At 71.0% G+C, this 20,146-nt stretch carries 18 protein-coding genes; 8 read left to right on the plus strand and 10 right to left on the minus strand.

Annotated features, from left to right (window positions below):
• Positions 1-117: 117 nt before the first annotated feature.
• Positions 118-1,593, plus strand: coding sequence for a peptidoglycan D,D-transpeptidase FtsI family protein (locus tag ABH926_RS02680; RefSeq protein ID WP_370363617.1), 1,476 nt, complete (start codon positions 118-120; stop codon positions 1,591-1,593).
• Positions 1,594-1,641: 48 nt separating this feature from the next.
• Here the strand turns inward: ABH926_RS02680 and ABH926_RS02685 are convergent, their stop codons facing one another.
• Entirely contained in the window at positions 1,642-2,967 is a 1,326-nt protein-coding gene (locus tag ABH926_RS02685; protein WP_370363618.1) for a PTS transporter subunit EIIC, read from the minus strand.
• Between the two features lie 80 nt (positions 2,968-3,047).
• Positions 3,048-3,806: a GntR family transcriptional regulator gene (locus tag ABH926_RS02690; RefSeq protein ID WP_370363619.1), complete on the minus strand. Its 759-nt coding sequence runs from the start codon at positions 3,804-3,806 to the stop codon at positions 3,048-3,050.
• Positions 3,807-4,011: 205 nt separating this feature from the next.
• On the opposite strand from ABH926_RS02690, the gene ABH926_RS02695 reads away from it, so the two are divergent.
• The 5 genes from ABH926_RS02695 to ABH926_RS02715 all read left to right on the plus strand — a co-directional run bounded on the left by ABH926_RS02695 (position 4,012) and on the right by ABH926_RS02715 (position 7,575).
• Complete coding sequence (locus ABH926_RS02695) at positions 4,012-4,242, plus strand: glucose PTS transporter subunit EIIB (RefSeq protein ID WP_370363620.1); 231 nt, start codon at positions 4,012-4,014, stop codon at positions 4,240-4,242.
• A gap of 82 nt (positions 4,243-4,324) precedes the next feature.
• Complete coding sequence (locus tag ABH926_RS02700; protein ID WP_370363820.1) at positions 4,325-4,774, plus strand: PTS glucose transporter subunit IIA; 450 nt, start codon at positions 4,325-4,327, stop codon at positions 4,772-4,774.
• Between the two features lie 26 nt (positions 4,775-4,800).
• Positions 4,801-5,070 carry an HPr family phosphocarrier protein gene (locus tag ABH926_RS02705; protein ID WP_370363621.1) on the plus strand — a complete coding sequence of 90 codons (270 nt, stop codon included), beginning with the start codon at positions 4,801-4,803 and terminating at the stop codon, positions 5,068-5,070.
• Positions 5,063-6,859, plus strand: a complete 1,797-nt coding sequence (ptsP, locus tag ABH926_RS02710; RefSeq protein WP_370363622.1) for a phosphoenolpyruvate--protein phosphotransferase — start codon at positions 5,063-5,065, stop codon at positions 6,857-6,859. Before ABH926_RS02705 ends, ptsP begins: the two co-directional genes overlap by 8 nt.
• A gap of 89 nt (positions 6,860-6,948) precedes the next feature.
• Positions 6,949-7,575 carry a metal-dependent phosphohydrolase gene (locus ABH926_RS02715; protein ID WP_370363623.1) on the plus strand — a complete coding sequence of 209 codons (627 nt, stop codon included), beginning with the start codon at positions 6,949-6,951 and terminating at the stop codon, positions 7,573-7,575.
• 4 nt (positions 7,576-7,579) lie between these two features.
• On the opposite strand, the gene ABH926_RS02720 is transcribed toward ABH926_RS02715, so the two are convergent.
• Positions 7,580-8,143, minus strand: a complete 564-nt coding sequence (locus ABH926_RS02720) for a helix-turn-helix domain-containing protein (RefSeq protein WP_370363624.1) — start codon at positions 8,141-8,143, stop codon at positions 7,580-7,582.
• A 78-nt stretch (positions 8,144-8,221) separates the two neighbouring features.
• Here ABH926_RS02720 and ABH926_RS02725 point away from each other — a divergent pair, with 78 nt between their 5' ends.
• Positions 8,222-9,181, plus strand: a complete 960-nt coding sequence (locus ABH926_RS02725) for an NAD(P)/FAD-dependent oxidoreductase (protein ID WP_370363625.1) — start codon at positions 8,222-8,224, stop codon at positions 9,179-9,181.
• Positions 9,171-9,467 (plus strand): DUF4031 domain-containing protein, encoded by a 297-nt coding sequence (locus ABH926_RS02730; RefSeq protein ID WP_370363626.1) that lies wholly within the window; start codon positions 9,171-9,173, stop codon positions 9,465-9,467. The genes ABH926_RS02725 and ABH926_RS02730 overlap by 11 nt, the downstream gene beginning before the upstream one ends.
• Before the next feature lie 110 nt (positions 9,468-9,577).
• Here ABH926_RS02730 and ABH926_RS02735 read toward each other — a convergent pair whose 3' ends face one another.
• From ABH926_RS02735 to thrC, 7 genes are all read right to left on the minus strand, one after another.
• Positions 9,578-11,848, minus strand: coding sequence for a hypothetical protein (locus ABH926_RS02735; protein WP_370363627.1), 2,271 nt, complete (start codon positions 11,846-11,848; stop codon positions 9,578-9,580).
• A 393-nt stretch (positions 11,849-12,241) separates the two neighbouring features.
• Positions 12,242-15,127, minus strand: coding sequence for a tetratricopeptide repeat protein (locus tag ABH926_RS02740; RefSeq protein ID WP_370363628.1), 2,886 nt, complete (start codon positions 15,125-15,127; stop codon positions 12,242-12,244).
• Positions 15,128-15,230: 103 nt separating this feature from the next.
• Positions 15,231-15,794, minus strand: coding sequence for a Uma2 family endonuclease (locus tag ABH926_RS02745; RefSeq protein ID WP_370363629.1), 564 nt, complete (start codon positions 15,792-15,794; stop codon positions 15,231-15,233).
• Positions 15,795-16,005: 211 nt separating this feature from the next.
• Positions 16,006-17,628 carry a chaperonin GroEL gene (gene groL / locus ABH926_RS02750; RefSeq protein ID WP_370363631.1) on the minus strand — a complete coding sequence of 541 codons (1,623 nt, stop codon included), beginning with the start codon at positions 17,626-17,628 and terminating at the stop codon, positions 16,006-16,008.
• A 343-nt stretch (positions 17,629-17,971) separates the two neighbouring features.
• A complete protein-coding gene (locus ABH926_RS02755) occupies positions 17,972-18,175 on the minus strand; it encodes a cold-shock protein (RefSeq protein ID WP_015796671.1) in 204 nt (67 codons plus the stop codon).
• Positions 18,176-18,528: 353 nt separating this feature from the next.
• Complete coding sequence (locus tag ABH926_RS02760; protein ID WP_370363632.1) at positions 18,529-18,804, minus strand: ubiquitin-like small modifier protein 1; 276 nt, start codon at positions 18,802-18,804, stop codon at positions 18,529-18,531.
• A 77-nt stretch (positions 18,805-18,881) separates the two neighbouring features.
• On the minus strand, positions 18,882-20,132 hold the full coding sequence (thrC, locus tag ABH926_RS02765; RefSeq protein ID WP_370363633.1) for a threonine synthase: 1,251 nt from the start codon (positions 20,130-20,132) through the stop codon (positions 18,882-18,884).
• Positions 20,133-20,146 lie beyond the last annotated feature (14 nt).

Genomic DNA, 20,146 nt, shown 5'->3' on the forward strand with positions numbered 1-20,146 from the left:
GGCGTGTCGGCTGACAACGGATTCGGGCCGTCACCGCGTCAAGTATCGCGACGGGCGGCATCCCCGAAGACGACGAAGACAACTACTGGACGACTACTAGGTGAGCGGGTACGGATCGTGAACAAGCCGATCAGGCGGGTGGCCATATTCTGCTTCCTGCTCATCGCCTGCCTGCTGGCGAGTTCGAACTACCTGCAGGTGATCAACGCGAGCAGCTACAAGGCCCGCGCCGGCAACGACCGCAACAAATACGACGCCTACGCCTACCCGCGAGGCCGGATCCTCACGGCCGACGGCACGGTCATCGCCGACTCGGTCCCCTCCGGCGGCCTGTCGTACAAGTACCAGCGCCAGTACCCGCTCAAGGCCGACTACGCCAACGTCACCGGCTACAAGACGATGGACTACGGGGCCTCGGACATCGAGTCCGTCCTCGACAAGTACCTCGCGGGCACTGACGGCTCGGAGTCCGTGGCCAACTTCATGGACACCCTGACCGGCAAGTCCAAGAAGGGCGGCGACGTCCAGCTGACGCTGCAGAACGCGGTCCAGCAGGCCGCCATCAGCAAGCTGACCGGCAAGACCGGTTCCGTGGTGGCGCTGGACCCGACCACCGGCGCGATCCTGGCGATGTACTCCAACCCGGCCTTCGACCCCAACGGGATAGCGTCGAACGACGGCGACACCGCCTCCGCCGCGGGCAAGGCCCTGGACGCCCAGAAGGACAAACCGAACCTCAACCACGCGATCGGCGAGAACTACCCGCCCGGCTCGGTCTTCAAGATCGTCACCGCCGCCGCCGCGCTGGACACCGGCCAGTTCACCGAGACCGGCCGGACCGACGCCCCGCGCGGCCCGCTGACCTGGTCCGGTTCGGGCACGACGCTGCCCAACGAGGACGGCGACTGCCCGGGCACCGACCTGAAGACCGCGCTCGCGCAGTCCTGCAACTCCGTCTACGGCTGGATCGGCGACAAACTCGGCCCGCAGGTCATGGCCCAGTACGCCGCGAAGTTCGGCTTCAACACCCCGGGCCTGAAGGTCCCGATGCCGGTGGCGCAGTCCAACTTCCCCACCTTCAGCCAGATCGGCAGCGACTCGGTCACCCTGGCCCAGGCCTCGGTCGGCCAGAACGACACCCAGGTCACCCCGCTGCAGGCGGCGATGATCGCCGGGGCGGTGGCCGACGGCGGCGCCATCATGCAGCCCTATCTGGTCGACAAGGAGACCGCGCCCAACGGCCACGTGACCTACCAGGGCAAGGACCACCGGCACCAGCTCAGCCAGGCGATGAGCCCGGCGACCGCGAACACCCTGGACGACATGATGAAGAACGTCGTCGTCAACGGCACGGCGCAGCAGGACGCGGTCAACGGCGTGCAGATGGGCGCCAAGACCGGCACCGCGCAGCGCGGCCAGAACCAGAACCCGCTGGCCTGGTTCGTCTGCTACGGCACGGCCAACGGCAAGCACGTCACCGTGGCGGTGATGGTCCAGACCGACAATCCCGCGGTCCGCGACACCATCTCCGGCGCCCAGTACGCCGGCCCGGTCGCGACGGCGGTGCTGAAGGCGGCACTCGGCGTGAGCTAGGGCTGTATCAGGGGACTGGGTCACGTCCCGCCCCGCCCCGCCCCCTCGCTAAGGCGAAGCCGGTAACTCGTCGAGTTCGGGATCGGGTTCGCGCCCGGGTGTCTTCAGGTTCAAGAACCTGATCGCGAAAATGAAAAGGAAGTAGTAGACCACGAAGTAGATCGGCCCGACGATCAGGATCAGCCACGGCTTCGTCGCCTTCCCCCAGTTCAGCGTGAAGTCGATGAGCCCGGCGGAGAAGTTGAACCCGTCCTTGCAGCCCAGACTCCACATCAGCGACATCGAGATGCCGGTGAGCACGGCGTGGATCACGTACAGCACAGGCGCGACGAACATGAACGCGAACTCCAGCGGCTCGGTCACGCCGGTGACGAAGGAGGTCAGCGCCGCCGAGATCAGGATCGAGCCGGCCACCTTGCGCTTGGCCGGCAGCGCCGAGCGCCACATCGCCAGGGCCGCGCCGGGCAGGCCGAACATCATGACCGGGAAGAAGCCGGTCTGGAACAGGCCGGCGGTGGGGTCGCCGTTCAGGAAGCGGGCGATGTCCCCGTGGAACGTGCCGTTGGCGTTGGTATAGGTGCCGAACTGGAACCACGGGAAGGCGTTCAGGATGTGGTGCAGGCCGAAGGGGATCAGGGCCCTGTTCAGGGTTCCGTAGAAGAACAGGCCGATCGAGCTGTTGCGGGTGATCCAGTTCGACATGTCGTTGATGCCCTGGCCGATCGGCGACCAGATCCAGCCCATCAGGACGCCCAGGAACAGGCACACCACGGCCGTGATGATCGGGACGAAGCGCCGGCCGCCGAAGAAGGCCAGCCAGGTGGGCAGCTTGATCCGGTAGTAGCGCTGCCACAGCAGCGCCGCGCAGATGCCGACCAGGATGCCGCCGAGCACGCCGGTGGGGTTCGGCTGGTTCATGTCCAGGCCGAACTTCAGCCCGCCGGCCGGCACCGGGGCGTTCACGTTCTGGTCGGGGTTCCTGATCACCAGTCCCAGGACCTGGGGCTTGAGTTTGGAGCCGGCGAACATCTGCATCGAGACGGCGTTGTAGACCAGGTAGCCGACGATGGCGGCGACCGCGGTGGTGCCGTCGGACTTCTTGGCGAAGCCGATGGCCACCCCGATGGCGAAGATCACCGGCAGGTTGTTCAGCAGCGAGTTGCCGCCGGCCAGCATGACCGCCGCGACGTTCTTCAGGAACACGCTGTGGAAGCGCCCGATCATGTCGTCCTGGCCGAAGCGGACCAGCAGGCCCGCGGCGGGCAGGGTGGCGATCGGCAGCATCAGGGACTTGCCGATGCGTTGCAGCACGCCGAAGGCCTTGCTCCCCCACCCCGGCTCCTTCGGGGCCGCCGCTGCGGCTTCTGCGCTCATCAGGTGGTCCTCTCGGTGTGCCACGTAGTCCCAAGCCCCGCAGCCGCTACCGGCGATCCGCCGGCCAGTTCCCCGCCCGGTTAAGGGTTGCGGACGATCGGACGCGCGGCCTGCGCGAGCGGCACCCACAGCTGGTACCGGTCGGCGCGATACGCAGACGTCGCATACTCCACCTGCACATCTTCCGCAAAGGACCGCCTCGCCATGATCAGGACTACGCCGTCAGAGCGAATCCCGAGAAGCGGCGCGTCCTCGGCGGCGGTGGTGGCGGCTTCGATCGACTGTTCACCCCAGGTAAGTACGATCCCATACTCGTCGGCCAGATACTGGTACAACGACTCCGGCGCCCCGGCTTCCACGAGCCCTGGCACGATTCGCTCCGGCAGATGCGTGCGCTCGATGGCCATAGGAATGCCGTCGGCATAGCGCAGCCGCACCAGGCGGACCACCGGCTCGCCGGATTCCACCTCCAGATGGCCGGCCAGCGCGCTGGAGGCGTGGATGCGCTCGAAGGACAGCGTGCGCGAACTCGCGGTCATCCCGCGCCGGCGCATGTCCTCGGTGAAGCCGACCAGACGGATCTGCACGTCCATCTTCGGCTGCGCGACGAAGGTGCCGCGGCCCAGACGCCGCTCCAGGCGGCCGTCGGCGACGAGCGCGTTGATCGCCTGACGCACCGTCATCCGGCTCAGACCGTGCTGCTCGGCGAGATCGCGCTCGGAGGGGATCGGCGATCCGGGTGTCAGACCTTCTGAGATCATCCGCCCCAGCAGGTCCTTGAGCTGCAGGTGCTTGGGCACGGAGCTGGTCGGGTCGATGCCCGCGGGCTCTTCGCTCATGTCACCGGACTAGACCACCGGCGCCACATCGGTGTCAACTACTGGCAGGCGTCGTACCACCACCGACCCGTGCGCCGGCCGGCTCCACATACGGCGCAGCGGGCCGGTGGTCATCAAGCCTTTGACTGTTTAGTGGGATAATGTCCGAGTTGTCAGCAACCCGGGCCCGCCATACGGCGGGCCCGGCGGATTAAGGAGAGTTGCCGTGAGCAAGGCCGAGCAGATCATCGCCGGACTGGGCGGCGCCGACAACATCGTCGAGCTGGAGCCCTGCATCACCCGGCTGCGCACCGAGGTACGGGACGGCTCCAAAGTCAACGAGGCCGCCCTGCGGGCGGCGGGCGCCCACGGGGTCATGAAGGTCGGGAACAACGTCCAGGTGGTGGTCGGCCCGGAGGCCGACGCGATCGCCAACGACATCGAGGACCTGATGTAGCGCCGGGGCGGATCAGGCATCGGCCCCCTTGCGCGTGCGCACCCATCGGCGTCCAGCGCCCCGAGTACCACGAGTGAGCACCATGGACATCTACATCTCCTCCCCGCTGACCGGCACCGCGATCGGCCTGACCGAGGTCCCCGACCCGGTGTTCGCCGGATCCCTGGTGGGCCCCGGCGCCGCCGTCGACCCCCGGCGCGCGCCGCAGGTCGCCGTGGCCCCGATCGCCGGCCGGCTGCTCAAGCTCAAGCCGCACGCCTTCGTCGTGCAGTCCGCCGACGGCCGCGGCGTGCTGGTCCACCTGGGCATCGACACGGTGAACCTGGAGGGCCGCGGCTTCGAGCTGATCGCGATCGAGGGCGAGCTGCTGCGGGCCGGCCAGCCGATCGTCACCTGGAACCCGGCCGAGGTCGAGGCCGGCGGGCTGTCGCCGGTGAGCCCGGTGATCGCGCTGGACGCGGAGTCCGCGGCCATCGACGCGATCGTCAACGGCGCCGTGTGCGCCGGCGACGAGCTGTTCCACTGGCGCTGACCCGCCCGATGATTAAGGACCTTGACATGCCCCAGCGCACCGTGACCGTGGCCTCCAAGGTGGGGCTGCACGCCCGCCCGGCGGCGGTCTTCGTGAAGAAGGCCGGCGAGCAGCCGGTCCCGGTGACCCTGGCCAGGGACGGCGGCAAGCCGGTGAACGCCAAGTCGATGCTCGCGGTGATGTCCCTGGACGTGCGCGGCGGGGAGCGGGTGACGCTGGCCGCGGCCGAGGGCGAGGGCGCGGCGCGAGCCGTGGACGAACTGGCCGACCTGCTGGAGACCGACCTCGATGGCTGACGGGGCGCCGGGCCGGGACGGTCCAGACAACCCGGACCATCCTGACCACTCGGACTGTTCGGACCGCCCGGACCGTCCGGCGCAGGACCGGTACGAGGGGGTCGGGGTCGGCACCGCCGCGGTGGCCGGCCCGGTCGCCCGCATGGGTCAGGCGCCGCCGGAGCCGGCGGCCGGGCCGGCCCCCGGCGACCCCGGCGACCCCGGCGACCCCGGCGACCCCGGCGACCCCGGCCGGGAGCGCGCCGCGGCCCTGGCCGCCCTGGCGGCGGTGGCCGCCGACCTGCGCGCCCGCGGCACGGCGGCCGGCGGCGCCACCGCCGACGTGCTGGAGGCCCAGGCCATGATGGCCGAGGACCCGGAGCTGGCGGACGGCGTCACCGGCCGCACCGCCGCCGGCCTGAGCGCGGCCCGGGCCATCCACGAGACCTTCGCCGAGTTCCACGACACGCTGGCCGCGCTCGGCGACTACATGGCCGGCCGGGTCGCCGACCTCGACGACATCGCGGCCCGCGCGGTCGCCGTCGCCTCCGGCGTGCCGATGCCGGGACTGCCGCGCCGGGACGAGCCGTACGTCCTGCTCGCCGCCGACCTGGCCCCGGCCGACACCGCGCTGCTGGACCGGCGCCTGGTGCTGGCCCTGGTCACCGCCGAGGGCGGCCCGACCTCGCACACCGCGATCCTGGCGCGCGCCATGGGCATCCCGGCCGTCGTCGGCGCGGCCGGCGTGCTGGCGCTGGCCGACGGCACGCCGGTCCTGGTGGACGCCGCGGCCGGGACCGTGGTCGCGAACCCCTCGACCGAGGCGATGGAGGCGGCGGTCGCGCGCAGCTGCGCGGCGGCGGCCGCTGCCGCGCGGACCGGGCCGGGACGGACCTCCGACGGCACCGCGGTGAAGCTGCTGGCGAACATCGGGGGCCCCGAGGACGTGCCGGAGGCGCTGGCGGCCGGCGCGGAGGGCGTGGGGCTGTTCCGGACCGAGTTCCTGTATCTGGACTCGGACGCGCCGCCGTCCTTCGAGGCCCAGGTCAAGGTGTACAAGGAGGTCTTCGACGGGTTCGGCGCGGACGCGCGGGTGGTGGTGCGGACCCTGGACGCCGGGGCGGACAAGCCGCTGCCGTTCGTCCCGCTGGGCGAGGAGCCGAACCCGGCGCTGGGCGTTCGCGGCCTGCGGGCGTTCCGCGCCTTCGAGGGGCGCAACGAGGCGATCCTGCGCACCCAGCTGCTGGCCGTCCGGGAAGCGGCCGGGACCAGCGCGCCCGAGGTGTGGGTGATGGCCCCGATGGTCGACGAGCTGCCCGAGGCGGAGTGGTTCTGCGACCTGGCCGCCGCCTGCGGCCTGGACGTGGCCGCCGGCCGGGTCGGGATCATGGTCGAGACCCCGGCCTCGGCGCTGACCGCGGGCCCGATCCTGGCCGGCCGCACCGGCTTCGTCTCCCTCGGCACCAACGACCTGACGCAGTACACGATGGCCGCCGACCGCATGCTCGGCGCGGTGGGGCCGCTGCAGGACCCGTGGCACCCGGCGGTGCTGAAGCTGGTCGGCGCGGCCGGCGCCGCGGGCGCGGCGGCGGGCAAGCCGGCCGGGGTGTGCGGGGAGGCCGCCGCCGACCCGCTGCTGGCCTGCGTGCTGGTCGGGCTGGGGGTGCGCTCGCTGTCGATGGCGCCCTCGGCGATCGCGGAGGTGCGCGGCGCACTGGCGGCGCGGACGCTCAAGGAGTGCCAGGCGATGGCGGCGCGGGCGACCGGAGCGGCCACGGCCCGGGACGCGCGCCGGGCCGCCGGGGCCTGAGCCGTCGGCACCACGGCCCCGACGCCGGTATCGCCGCGGACCTCAGCCGGCGGCGTTGCGGTCGTGATCGATCGGCGTAGGCTGCGGCCATGGCGTTGTCGCTGCATGATCGCTGGCTGACCCTGGCGGGCATCACCCCGGAGAGCATCCGCCTGGGCGACGAGCTCGTCGCCCGCTGGGCCGAACCGCACCGCCGCTACCACACCCTGGACCACCTGGCCCGCGTGCTGGACGGCGTCGACGAGTTCGGCGGGCACGCCGACGACGTCGCCGCCGTGCGCTACGCGGCGTGGTTCCACGACGCGGTTTACGACGGCGGCGAGGCGAGCGCCGACAACGAGGAGCTGAGCGCGCAGCTGGCCGAGACCGAGCTGCCGGCCCTGAACGTGCCCGACGAGCGGGTCGCGGAAGTGGCCCGCCTGGTCCGCCTGACGAAGGGCCACGCGGTCGCCGACGGGGACAAGAACGGCGCCGTGCTCTGCGACGCCGACCTCGCGATCCTCGGCAGCGACGCGGCGGCCTACAACGCGTACACCGAGGCCATCCGGCAGGAGTACGCGGAAGTCCCCGACGACCTGTTCCGGCCGGGGCGCGCCGCGGTGCTGCGAGGCTTGCTGGAGCTGCCGAACCTGTTCCGCACGCCAGTCGCGGTGCGGCGGTACGAGGCGAGGGCCCGGGCGAATCTGACTGCTGAGATCGCCGAGCTGGAGAAGTAGCGCCCTACCCCCACTGCCCACGCGACCGGGCCCTGACATGCACCCGCTCCCCCTGCGGCCCGAACAGCGTCAGCACCTCCACCGGCGCGGGCCCGGCCGCGCCGAACCAGTGCGGCACATGCGTGTCGAACTCGACAGCCTCGCCCTTGCCCAACAGCAGGTCGTGCTCCGCCAACAGCACCCGCATGCGGCCGCTGAGCACATACATCCACTCCCAGCCTTCGTGCGTCCGCAGCACGGGCGCGGCCTCGTCCTCCGAGCGCGGCGGAAGCGTCATCTTGTAGGCGCGCAGCCCGCCGGGCTCTTTGGTCAGCGGCACGATGACCCGGCCGTCGCCCTGCTTGCGCGGCGGCTCGGCGCGGCCCACCAGCTCGTCCAGCGAGACCTCGTACAGGTCGGCCAGCGGCAGCAGCTGCTCCAGCGTCGCGCGCCGGCCGCCGGTCTCCAGCCGGGACAGCGTGCTCACCGAGATGCCGGTGGCCCCGGCCGCCTCGGCGAGGGTCAGCGGCCGGGCCCGGCGGGCGGCGCGCAGGCGGACTCCGATGGCGGCGGCGAGCTGATCGTCCATCCCCCCAGTTTGCCAAGGCGGCAACATTTCTTGCTCACCGGCGCGCCCACGCCGCATCCTCGCAGCGGAGGTGATCGCATGAACGCCATGAATCACGAGCAGGAATACGACGTCGTCATCGTCGGCGGCGGCGCGGCCGGTCTGTCCGCGGCCCTGATGCTCGGCCGCGCGCGCCGCAGCGTCCTCGTCGTCGACGCCCGCGCCCCGCGCAACGCCAAGGCCGGCCACATGCACGGCTATCTGTCGCGGGACGGCATGCCGCCGATGGAGTTGCTGGAACACGGACGCGACGAGGTGCTGTCCTACGGCGGCGTGATCGTGACCGACTACGCGGAGAAGGCCGAGCCGACCGAGGACGGTTTCCGCGTCACCCTGGCCAGCGGCTGCGTCGCCACCGGCCGCCAGCTGCTCGTCGCCACCGGCCTGACCGACGTCCTGCCGGAGATCCCGGGCATGGCCGAGCTGTGGGCGCGGGACGTGCACGTCTGCCCGTACTGCCACGGCTGGGAAGTCCAGGACGGCCCGCTCGCGACGGTCGCGACCGGCCCCTTCTCGACGCACCACACCCTGCTGCTGCGCCAGTGGACCGAGGACCTGGTCTACGTCCTCAACGGCCACCCGCTGGAGGACGCCGACCGCGCCAAGCTCACCGCGCGCGGAATCCGCATCGAGGAACGGCCGCTACAGCGCCTGGTCGAGAAGGACGGCCGCCTGAGCGCCCTGGAGCTGGCGGACGGCACACTCCTGGCGCGCGAAGCCGTGTTCCTGGTCCCGAAGCTCGAGGCCAACAGCACCCTGCTGGACACCCTCGGCTGCGAGAAGGACCCGGAGACCGGCTGGATCAAGGCCGGCGTAGGCGGACGCACCTCGGTCCCCGGCGTGTGGGTCGCGGGCAACGTCGCCGACCCCGCCAACGGCGTCATCGCGGCCGCCGGTGCCGCCACCCTGACCGCCGCGCAGATCAACACCGCCCTGGTGGAGGCGGACGTCGAGGCCGCCGTCCGGGCGTCCGCGGAATCCCACCCCGATGTGCTTTGATGACGTCGTGATCCTCATCGACCCGCCGACCTGGCCCGGCCACGGCCGGTTGTGGTCGCACCTGGTGAGCGACGCCTCGTTCGACGAGCTCCACGCCTTCGCGGAGCAGCTGGGAGTACCGCCGCGCGGGTTCGAGCGCGACCACTACGACCTGCCGTCGCACCTGTACGAGCAGGCGGTCGCGGCCGGCGCCACGCCGGTCCGCTCGCGCGAGCTGCTCCAGCGGCTGACGGCGGCGGGGCTGCGGCGGCCGAAGCATCCGCGGGGTTCGCGCAGCGGCGGCTAGTTCGCAGGCGCGAGCAAGCCCGGACATGCCGGACCCGGCGCCCCTGGCGGAAGCGCCGGGTCAGAACCCTGCGATCCTACGGCTCCGCAGGACCTCCGAATACCGAAAGCTCAGCCGACGGTGTAGGGATCCGTGACGGTCTGCGCGATCGTGCCGCCGACGGCGTCCTTCGCCGTGACGCGCAGCGTCAGCGAGGTGCCCGCCGCCGGGTTCGGCCACAGCGCCACGTAGTGCCCGAACGCGCCGATGGTCGGCACGTCCCGCCAGGTCGTCCCGCCGTCGGTGGAGATCGAGGCCTGGGCCTCGGTCACCGCCGCGTGCGGGCCGTGGTCGCCGTAGGACTCGTGGCCGATGTCCAGGTTCAGGACCTGGACCGGGAGCTGCGAGGTGTTCAGGACCGACAGGCCGGCCAGCTGGTAGGTGATGGTCAGGACGGGGAGGATCTGGCACGGCGCGGTGGGCTGGCCGGCGGCCTGGGCCGCGGTGCAGGAGTTGCCCGCCGGCAGGGCTGCGGCCGGATCGGCTTTGCCCGTATAGGGGAACGAGACGTCCGTGTGCGTCTTCGTGGACTGAGTCGCGCCGGCCATCGTGCGGTCGGTGTCGATGACGGCGCGCACGGTCGCGGGCCCGGCCGGCGCGCTGGCCAGCACGAGGCCGAACCACGGCGGGGCCGGCGGGTTGGACGTGATCGGCTGCCCGTTCCAGAAGTAGGAATCAGTCTCCGCACCCATGGCGTCGCCGGAGGTGTCCAGGTTGCTGTCGCCGGCCCCGCTCAGGTTGACGTTCAGCCCGCCGGCGCCGCTGCACACCCCGCAGGAATCCTCCGGGTCCGCCATGGGGTGCCGTCGCACACCGGGCGCCATCGGGCCCTGGTTCCAGACATGCGGGACCGTCTTGCCGACCGGGAAGGCGACCGGGTCGGAGCTCAGGACCGGCCCGTCGACGGACTGCCCCGGGGTGTAGGACGACGGCCCGACCAGGCCCCGGTACCACGAGCCCGGGGTGTAGTAGGTGGTCACGGTGCTGCCGTTGGGGAAGACACCGCCGATCATGAGGCCGACGGCCGAGTCCCGCGGCCCGGCGGACAGCCGCCGGGTCTGGGTGCCGTACTCGGGTTCGCCGGCCAGGGTGTCGGTGCCCTTGCCGAGGTCGGCGTCGTGGGCCGCGTAGGTCTGGTTCGCGTCGATGTGGTCCGCGGTGTAGTCCAGGACGTACTGATAGGCGGCGGCCGTGGAGTTCCAGTTGACGCCGTACTCCGAGCTCCCCACCACCGCCTTGGGCGCCGGGCTCACATACAGCGGGGCGTTCGGGCCGTCCACCTGGAAGACGTAGGCCGGTGTCCCGGTGACCGGCGTGCGGACGACGGCGTCCATGTCCAGGTCCAGCGCGGCCGGCTGGTCGGTGCTGACGGCGACCTTCGACGCGGCGGTGCGCCCGTCGATGGTCAGGGTCGGGACGGTGCCGGTCGCCGGGACCTCGAAGTCCGGGATCGAGACCAGGCTGTCCTTGGTGTCATAGCCCTGCGAATCGACCTCGTAGAACGTCGCGTAGGCCGCGTAGTGCCCGGCCGGGACGGCGATCCGCGCGACGCCGTCCACGACCGTCGCCGAGCCCGCGAAGACCTGCGAGTTGTCGGTGTCGACCAGCAGGACCGGGAGGTTCGCCGGCTGGCCTTCCGCGTCGGTCGCGTCGATCTGCAGGATGTGCAGCGGGTAGAACGGCGTGACCGGCGCGGTGGTGCCGGCCAGCGCCATCGAGAGCAGGCCGCCGGGCAGGCCCGAGGCCCCGGCCGGCTTGCCCGCGGCCCGGTCGGCGGCGATCTGTCGGCGCAGCGCCGCGGCCAGCGCGCGGCCGGAGTCGGCGGTGAGGTAGCCGGTCGCGGTGGATCCGGTGGCGGTGGTCTGGGTCAGGCCGGTCAGCGTGACGCCGGCCGGGGCCTGGGGAGTGAACCCGGGCTGGTAGGTGAGCTGGACCGGGATCCGGGCCGCCGCAGAGTTCTGATCCACCTGGAGCGCGGCGAGTTTGGTCAGGTCGAACAGGGACATGTCCAGTTGGTGGCCGGCGTAGGGCACCGCCTCGGACGGGATCAGGAACCGGTCGCCGGCGGCGTTGCCGAAGCCGGTCAGGCCGGTGCCGGTGCCCCGGTCGAGCGGCGTGATGTGGCCCCGGGCGTCCAGGCTCACGCGGTCGCCGGTCGGCAGGGTCACGATCCCGGGCACGGTCGAGGATGTCGGCAGGGCCGAGGATGTCGGTGCGGCCGAGGTTGTCGATGCGGTCGAAGCGCTCCGCGGCGCGGCGGCGACCGACGAGGTCACGGCCGTGGCGCCGAGTGACGCCGCCAGCGCCACGGCCGCCAGGGCCTTCGAACGGATGAGGCTCATGGAAGGCCAATCAACCGGCCCGCGTCGCCATTGTCAGCATTCTGTGATGACGGTAACCCGACACCCGCACCGGGCAACCGAACCCCGGGGCTCGCGCGTTCGCGTCGCGATGGACACGAAGGAAAGGGCGCCTGCTGGAGCTGATGCTCGCCGACTCGGGATCCACGCTGGCGCGCTCGCTGTATCTGAGCCGGCGCAGCGCCGAACGGCGTATCAGAGATCTGATGGCCTTCGCCGGGGCGCGGAGCCGGGTGCAGCTCGGATGGCGGGCGACGCGGTGGGGATCGCTTTAGGGCGGCTATCGGCAATCCGGCTATCGGCTATCGGCTATCGGCTATCGGCAATCGGCAATCGGCAATCGGCAATCGGCAATCGGCAATCGGCAATCTATAGTCAGCCGCTCCGCCCCAGCCGCCTCAGCACCCGCCGTCCCCGCCCAAGCTCCCGCCCGCGTTCCTTGCGCACCAGCTCGAAACTCGCCGCCGCCTCCTTCGCCTCGGCCTCCGCCCGCGCCGCCGCCGCGCGGTCGCCGGTCGCGCGCAGCGCCTTCGCCAGGTCGGCGAGGATCTCGGCCTCCTGCCACGGCTCCTCGTACCGCGCCGCGGTGGCCGCCGCCTCCCGATACAGCCGCACCGCTTCGGCCGTGCGGCCCTGCGCCATCCACACCGAGGCCTGCATCCAGCGCACGCGCATCAGGCCCCACGGGTCCTGGTAGCGCTCGGCCAGTGCGGCGGCGTCCTCCAGGTGCTGGTCGGCGACGTCCAGGCGGCCCTCCTCGCGGCGGGCCCAGGCCAGGACCCGCAGCGTGTAGCTCTCCCACAGGCCCAGGCCCAGCTGCTGGAACGTCTCCAGCACCGGCATCATCAGCTCCACCGCCTCCTCCACGCGCCCCTGCTCCAGGCGGAGCATCGCCAGGCGGCGGGCGACGACGGCGGTCCAGTAGCGGTAGCCGGAGTCGTTGAAGGTGTCGAAGGACTGCCACATCAGGGCCTCGGCCTCGACCGGGCGGTGCTGACGCAGGCGGAGCATGGCCAGATCGAAGACCGCCGAGGCACGCCAGTACCAATGGCCCAGTTCGGTCAGGGTGTCCACGGCCGAGGTCAGCTGCTGCTCGGCCTCGGCGAACTTGTAGCGGCGGTTCAGCAGGACGCCGAGATCCCGGCGGGCGCGCGCGGCCTCCGCCGGCTGGCGCACGTCCCCGTCCGCGCCCTGGTCCACCGCGTCGCCGTCGAACAGGGCCAGCGCCGCGCGGATCGCCTCCTCGGCGTCGGTGAAACGGCGCAGGCCCGCGTAGGCCTCGCACAGGTCGCGCAGGACGCGGGCCTCGGCGAGCTTGTTGCCCAGCACCCGGGACAGCTCCAGGGCCTGCTCCAGATCGTGGACGGCGGCGGCGAACTGGCCGGCGAAGTAGTGGCCGCGACCGATCCAGCGCAGGGTGTAGGCCTCGCCGGGGCGGTGGCCGATCTCGCGGCACAGCCGCAGCGCGATCGTGAAGTGCTGCTCTGCCTCCTCGAAGCGGTCCTGGTAGTGGCGCAGCACGCCGTAGCCCTGCTGGATGATCGACTCGGCGCGCCGGTCGCCGCGGCGGGTGGCCGCGTCCAGGCCGTCGCGCAGCACGTCGTCCCAGCGGTTCCAGACGGTGTAGACGGTCTCCAGCACCCGGGCCAGGACCACCGAGAGCTCCCAGCACAGGTCCCACAGCTCGTGCTCGTGCGCGCGCTCGACCATGCGCCCCAGCCGGCGGCAGTCGCCCAGCAGCCAGCGGGTCGGGCCGTACTCGGCGTAGCGGAGCAGGGCGGGGTCGTCGACGTGCCAGTGCTCGGCACTGGACGGCAGGGCGCCGCCGGCCCGGCCGTGGCGCGGGACGGTGGGGTCGGTGAGGTGCTCGGCGTATTCGGCCAGGGCGAGGAAGGCGCCGCCGAGCCGGGCCAGGGCCGCGCGCTGGTCCTCGGGGGCGTCCTCGTCGGCGAGGCGTTCTTCGGCGTACTCGCGCACGAGGGCGTGGAAGCGGTATTCGGTGCCGTTGGAAGCACCGCGCGCCGCACGCTCCAGAAGCTGCGACTCCACCAGGTCCTCCATGACCTCCAGGGCGTCGGCCACCGGGATGTCGAGCAGCGGCGCCGGGGCCCACTCGCGCAGGGATATGGAGGGGAACAGGGTCAGCAGCCGGAAGGCCCGGCGGCTGCGGGCACTGAGCTCGGCGTAGGAGACCTCGATGGCGTCGCGGACACGGACGTCCCCGGAGCGGAACTCGTCGAGGCTCAGCCGGCCGGCCAGCTCGGCCAGGGTGCGGTGGTTGTCGGCGGCCAGCCGCGCGGCCACCAGGCGCAGGGCCAGGGGCAGGCCGCCGCAGGCGCGGATGATCTGGCGGGCGGCGTCCGGCTCCTCCTCGACCCGGCGGGCCCCGACGTGGCGGACGAGCAGTTCGCGCAGGGAGTCGTCGTCGAGGCCGCCGACGGTGAAGGGGTCGGCCTCCAGCAGGCCCAGCGGACGCCGGCTGGTGATCACCGTCGCGCACCCGCGCACCCGCGCCAGCAGCGGACGCACCTGCGCGGCGGACTTGGCGTCGTCGAGCACGACCAGCACACGACGGCCGACGAGGCGGTCGTGGTAGAGCCGCCGCCGCGCCTCCTCCTCCGGCGGCACCTCCCCGGCCCGCACCCCGAGCGCGGCCAGCAGCCGGCCGAGCGCGGTGGCCGGATCGGGGGCGTCCAGGCCGGTGGTCCGGCCGGCGCTGAGCGAGAGGTGCAGCACGCCGCCGGGATACTCGCTGCGCACCTCCTCGGCGAACTGCACCGCCAGTGAGGTCTTGCCGACGCCGCCCATGCCGTACAGCGCCAGCACCGGGGCGCCGCGCCCGTCGTTGGCGGTGCGCCGCAACATGCCGCGCAGTTGGTCGAGCTGCTGCCGCCGGCCCACGAACTGCTCGTCGGCCGGCGGCAGCTCCAGACTCAACGGCGCACTCGTGTGCATGACACGCGCATCCGGCCAACCAGAGCGCCGATCCTCCCGAGCCGCCCCCGAAGCCCCCTCGACGATCAGCCACTCGGTTCCGATCGCCAGGATCCCGGTGATCAGCGAGACCGCGATCAGCGCCAGCGTCCAGATGACGAGGTTCCCGCGCGCCGAGACCTGCAGAATGATCGCGCCGGAGGTGACGATGGTGTTCCCGACGACCAGGATGAAGCGCCGCCGCTGCCCCGAGCTCAGGCGCACCAGCCGGCGCGGACGGTTGAGCCACCTCAGGATGCGGTGGCGTCCGCGCGGGGGTGGGGGCATGCGTTCCTCTCAGCTAAGGCGATCTCTTCAATTACGCCAGAGAGCTGAGATGGGGACAAGGGCAGGCCGGGAGCAGGAAACGGGCAACGGGGCAGCGAGTCGGTCAAAGCTCCCTGGGCCGCGGCGTCATCGGGGCGAAGTCGGTCAGGGTGAAGGAGAACGGCGCGGGGAGTTCGAGAGCGTCACCGAACGGGACGCGGACGTCGGCACGGTAGTCCTCGGCTTCGACATCCGGGATGCTGAAAAGGACTGTCTCGCGGTTCTGGCGGTCGACCAGCAGAAAGAGAGGGATCCCCGCAGCGGCATACGCATGGCGCTTCTCGACCCGGTCCGAGGCTCTCATCGAAGAAGTGATCTCCACGAGCATGAGGATGCCCTCAGGGGTACCCCACGGCGGCTGTCCATCGAAGGTGTCCGGCTCGGTGATGGTCATGTCTGGGATGTAGTCGCCGAGCGGCGTCTCGATTCCGCGGTGTCCGGAGACCTCTACTTCGATGGCCGACTTCTTCACAAGCTGGCTGTTCAGCTTTGCGAAGATCTGCTCGTGGGTACCGTGTGGCGGCGGGTTCACGACAATCTCTCCAGCGATGAGCTCGGCGCGGTACTCGGGGCCGAGCATGGCGTCGAAACGGTGGAACTCGCGCCGCGTCTCCGCTGAGATCGTCATCAGTGGCTCCCTGGTGCCGCCATGGGCATCGGAGTGTCCCTTTGTCGTCACACTCCGAGCATAGACTCACACGTCAGCCCCGGCGCGAGGGAAGCGAACCGGAAAGTAGTCACCCAAAAGATTAAAAATCCGTTCGAAAACGCCGAAGACGGCCCCGGCCGAAGCCGGAACCGCCTGCGGTGAATACCGAACCAGAACCCTGAGCCGCGGCTCAGAAGTCCATGTCGCCGCCGGGCATGCCGCCGGCCGGGGCCGCCGCCTTCTCCGGCTTGTCGGCGATGACCGCCTCGGTGGTCAGGAACAGCGCGGCGATGGAGGCCGCGTTCTGCAGCGCCGAGCGGGTGACCTTCGCCGGGTCCAGGATGCCGGCCTTGATCATGTCGACGTACTCGCCGGTGGCGGCGTTCAGGCCGAAGCCGGTGTCCAGGTTGCGGACCTTCTCCACCACGACGCCGCCCTCGAGCCCGGCGTTCACCGAGATCTGCTTCAGCGGGGCCTCCAGGGCCAGGCGCACGATGTTCGCGCCGGTGGCCTCGTCGCCGGCCAGGTCGATCTTCTCGAACGCCTGCTTGCCGGCCTGGAGCAGGGCCACGCCGCCGCCGGCGACGATGCCCTCCTCGACGGCCGCCTTCGCGTTGCGCACGGCGTCCTCGATGCGGTGCTTGCGCTCCTTGAGCTCGACCTCGGTCGCCGCGCCCGCCTTGATGACGGCCACGCCGCCGGCCAGCTTGGCCAGGCGCTCCTGCAGCTTCTCGCGGTCGTAGTCGGAGTCCGACTTCTCGATCTCGGCGCGGATCTGGTTCTTGCGGCCCTCGATCGAGTCGCTGTCGCCGTCGCCGTCCACGATCGTGGTCTCGTCCTTGGTCACCACGACCTTGCGGGCCTTGCCCAGCATCTCCAGGCCGACGGAGTCCAGCTTCAGGCCGACCTCCTCGGAGACGACCTGGCCGCCGGTGAGGATCGCGATGTCGCCGAGCATCGCCTTGCGGCGGTCGCCGAAGCCGGGGGCCTTGACCGCGACCGACTTGAAGGTGCCGCGGATCTTGTTCACGACCAGGGTGGCCAGCGCCTCGCCCTCGACGTCCTCGGCGATGATGACCAGCGGCTTGCCGCTCTGCATCACCTTCTCCAGGATCGGCAGGACGTCCTTGACGTTGCCGATCTTGGAGTTCGCGATCAGCAGGTACGGGTCGTCGAAGGACGTCTCCATCCGCTCCAGGTCGGTGGCGAAGTAGGGCGAGATGTAGCCCTTGTCGAAGCGCATGCCCTCGGTGAGCTCCAGCTCCAGGCCGAAGGTGTTGCTCTCCTCGACGGTGATGACGCCTTCCTTGCCGGCCTTGTCCATCGCCTCGGCGATCATGTCGCCGATCGCGGTGTCGGCGGCGGAGATCGAGGCGGTCGCGGCGATCTGCTCGCGGGTCTCGACGTCCTTGGCCATCCCGGACAGCTCGGCGGACACGGCCTCCACGGCCGCCTCGATGCCGCGCTTGAGCGCCATCGGGTTCGCGCCGGCGGCCACGTTGCGCAGGCCCTCGCGGACCAGCGCCTGGGCCAGCACGGTGGCGGTGGTGGTGCCGTCGCCCGCGACGTCGTCGGTCTTCTTGGCGACTTCCTTGACCAGCTCGGCCCCGATCTTCTCGTACGGGTCCTCGAGCTCGATCTCCTTGGCGATCGACACACCGTCGTTGGTGATCGTGGGGGCGCCCCACTTCTTCTCCAGCACGACGTTGCGCCCGCGCGGGCCGAGGGTCACCTTGACCGCGTCCGCGAGCTGGTTCATGCCGCGCTCGAGGCCGCGCCGGGCTTCCTCGTCGAACGCGATGATCTTCGACATTGTGGTACAGACCTCCCACACCAGGGATTCCTTGGCGAACCGCCAGGCGCCCGCGACGGACGGCCTCCCGCCGTGGCCGGTCCCTGCCGGCCGGACGTTGGGGCCTCGCCTGAGAGGTTCTCTCGTTTGGCACTCTCGGTGTGAGACTGCCAAGGTCCATGATTAGCACTCTCCCCCGGGGAGTGCAAGCCGGTCGGCAAGCTTCAGGGCCCGCCCCCGAATACCGCGGGAGCGGGCCCTGGATACTTCTCTCGTGCGGAGTCCTGCCGGTCGGGCGGCGGCGCAAGCCCGAAGGGTCGCGACCCGGGTGGTGGGAACCGGCGTGCCTGGCGGATGCCGATGGTCAGACGATGACCCGGACCATGTCCGCCTGCGGGCCCTTCTGGCCCTGCGAGATCTCGAACTCGACCCGCTGGTTTTCCTCCAGGCTGCGGTAGCCGTCCATCTGGATCGCGCTGTAGTGGACGAAGACGTCCGACCCGCCGTCGACCGCGATGAACCCGTAGCCCTTCTCCGCGTTGAACCACTTGACGGTGCCCTGAGCCATTCCGTACTCCCCTTGCTGCCGGCTCTAGACGGAGTGGGCTTACCCCCTGTTGGAAACCCCACCCCATTTCCGGCCCGCACCCCGCGGGCCAGGGTCTGCGTTCGCCGCCGTACCACCCGCCGTACCAAGAGGGTTGAGCTGGAGGGATCTCGCCGAATCGTTCGACCGGCGCTGAGACTAGCCAATGTGACGCTCAGTACAACAGGCCTGAAGCTCAGAGAAAATTCAGAGGTTCGTAAGTGGTGGGCCGACAAATACGGACCGATCCCCGCGTATCTTTCACCAGTGAACACGGTGAGTAGATAACGATACGGGAACCGATCCGCTTTCGGGCACGCCGAACCGCCGGTGCATCAGCCCCCTGCGACAGCGGGGATGATGGAGACGCTGCCGCCCTCCGGCACCGCCGTCCCCAGGCCCTCGGCGAATCGGACGTCGTCGTCGTTGACGTAGACGTTCACGAAACGCCGCAGCTTGCCGTCGTCGTCCAGGACGCGCGCGCGGATCCCGCCGTGGTCGGCCTCCAGCTGGTCGATCACCTCTGCCAGGGTACCCCCTGCGACCGACACCTCGGCCCGCCCGTCGGTGTAAGTACGCAGGATGGTGGGAATCCGTACGGTGATACTCATAGCGATGCTCCTTACTCGATCCCCTGTCGGGGTGTCATGCCGGTGAAGAATGCGCGAACAGATCTGCCCCGAACGTTTCAGAGTGTCGCGCGGAAAGCATCCAGTGAAGGCTTGATGACCGCCGTGGGCCCGCAGTCGGAGACCGCGTCGAGGGTCTTGAGCCCGTCGCCGGAGTTGATGACCACGGTCAGCGCCTCCGGGTCGAGCCGGCCGGCGTCGGCGAGCTTCTTCAGCACCCCGACGGTCACGCCGCCGGCGGTCTCGGCGAAGATGCCCTCGGTGCGCGCCAGGAGCTTCACGGCGTCCCGGATCTCCTCGTCGGTGACGTCCTCGACCGTGCCGCCGCTGCGCCGGGCGATGTCCAGCACGTAGGGGCCGTCGGCGGGGTTGCCGATCGCCAGCGACTTGGCGATGGTGTCGGGCTGCTTGACCGGGCGGATGACGTCAATGCCGTCCTTGTACGCCTGCGAGACCGGGGCGCAGCCGGAGCCCTGGGCGCCGATCACCTTGTACGGGGTGTCCTCGACCAGGCCGAGCTTGACCAGCTCCCGGAAGCCCTTGTCGATCTTCGTGAGCTGCGACCCGGAGGCCACCGGGACCACGATCTGCTCCGGCAGCCGCCAGCCGAGCTGCTCGGCGATCTCGTACGCCAGCGTCTTGGAGCCCTCGGCGTAGTACGGCCGCAGGTTGACGTTGACGAAGCCCCACTTCTCGCCGAGCTCGTCGCCGATCAGCTCGCTGCAGAACCGGTTGACCTCGTCGTAGGTGCCGTCGATGGCGACCAGCCGGCCACCGTAGACGGAGGCGACGACGATCTTCTCCTTCTCCAGGTTCGACGGGATGAACACGCACGAGTCCAGGCCCGCGCGGGCCGCGGCGGCGCCGACCGCGCCGGCCAGGTTGCCGGTGGAGGAGCAGGACAGGGTGGTGTAGCCGAAGGCGTGGGCGGCCTGGACGGCGATCGCGACGACGCGGTCCTTGAAGGAGTGCGTCGGGTTCCCGGAGTCGTCCTTGACGTGCAGGTTCGTGAAGCCGAGCTCGCGGCCCAGGTGGTGGGCGCGGACCAGGCGGGTCCAGCCGGGGTTCGTGGTGGGCCGGGTGGCCACGTCCGCCGGGACCGGCAGCAGCGGCGCGTAGCGCCAGATCGAGGCGGGGCCGGCCGCGATCTGCTCGCGGGTGACCGTGCCGAAGTCGTAGGAGATCTCCAGGGGGCCGAAACACTCTTCGCAGGCGAACGTCGGGCCGAGGTCGGTGGTGTGACCGCACTCACGACAGGACAGGTGCGCGGCGGGGCCGAAGGGGGCGACCGGAGAGAGGGTGCCAGACATGACGCGAGGTTCCT

It is taken from the genome of Catenulispora sp. GP43, from assembly GCF_041260665.1.
Classification (GTDB): Bacteria; Actinomycetota; Actinomycetes; order Streptomycetales; family Catenulisporaceae; genus Catenulispora.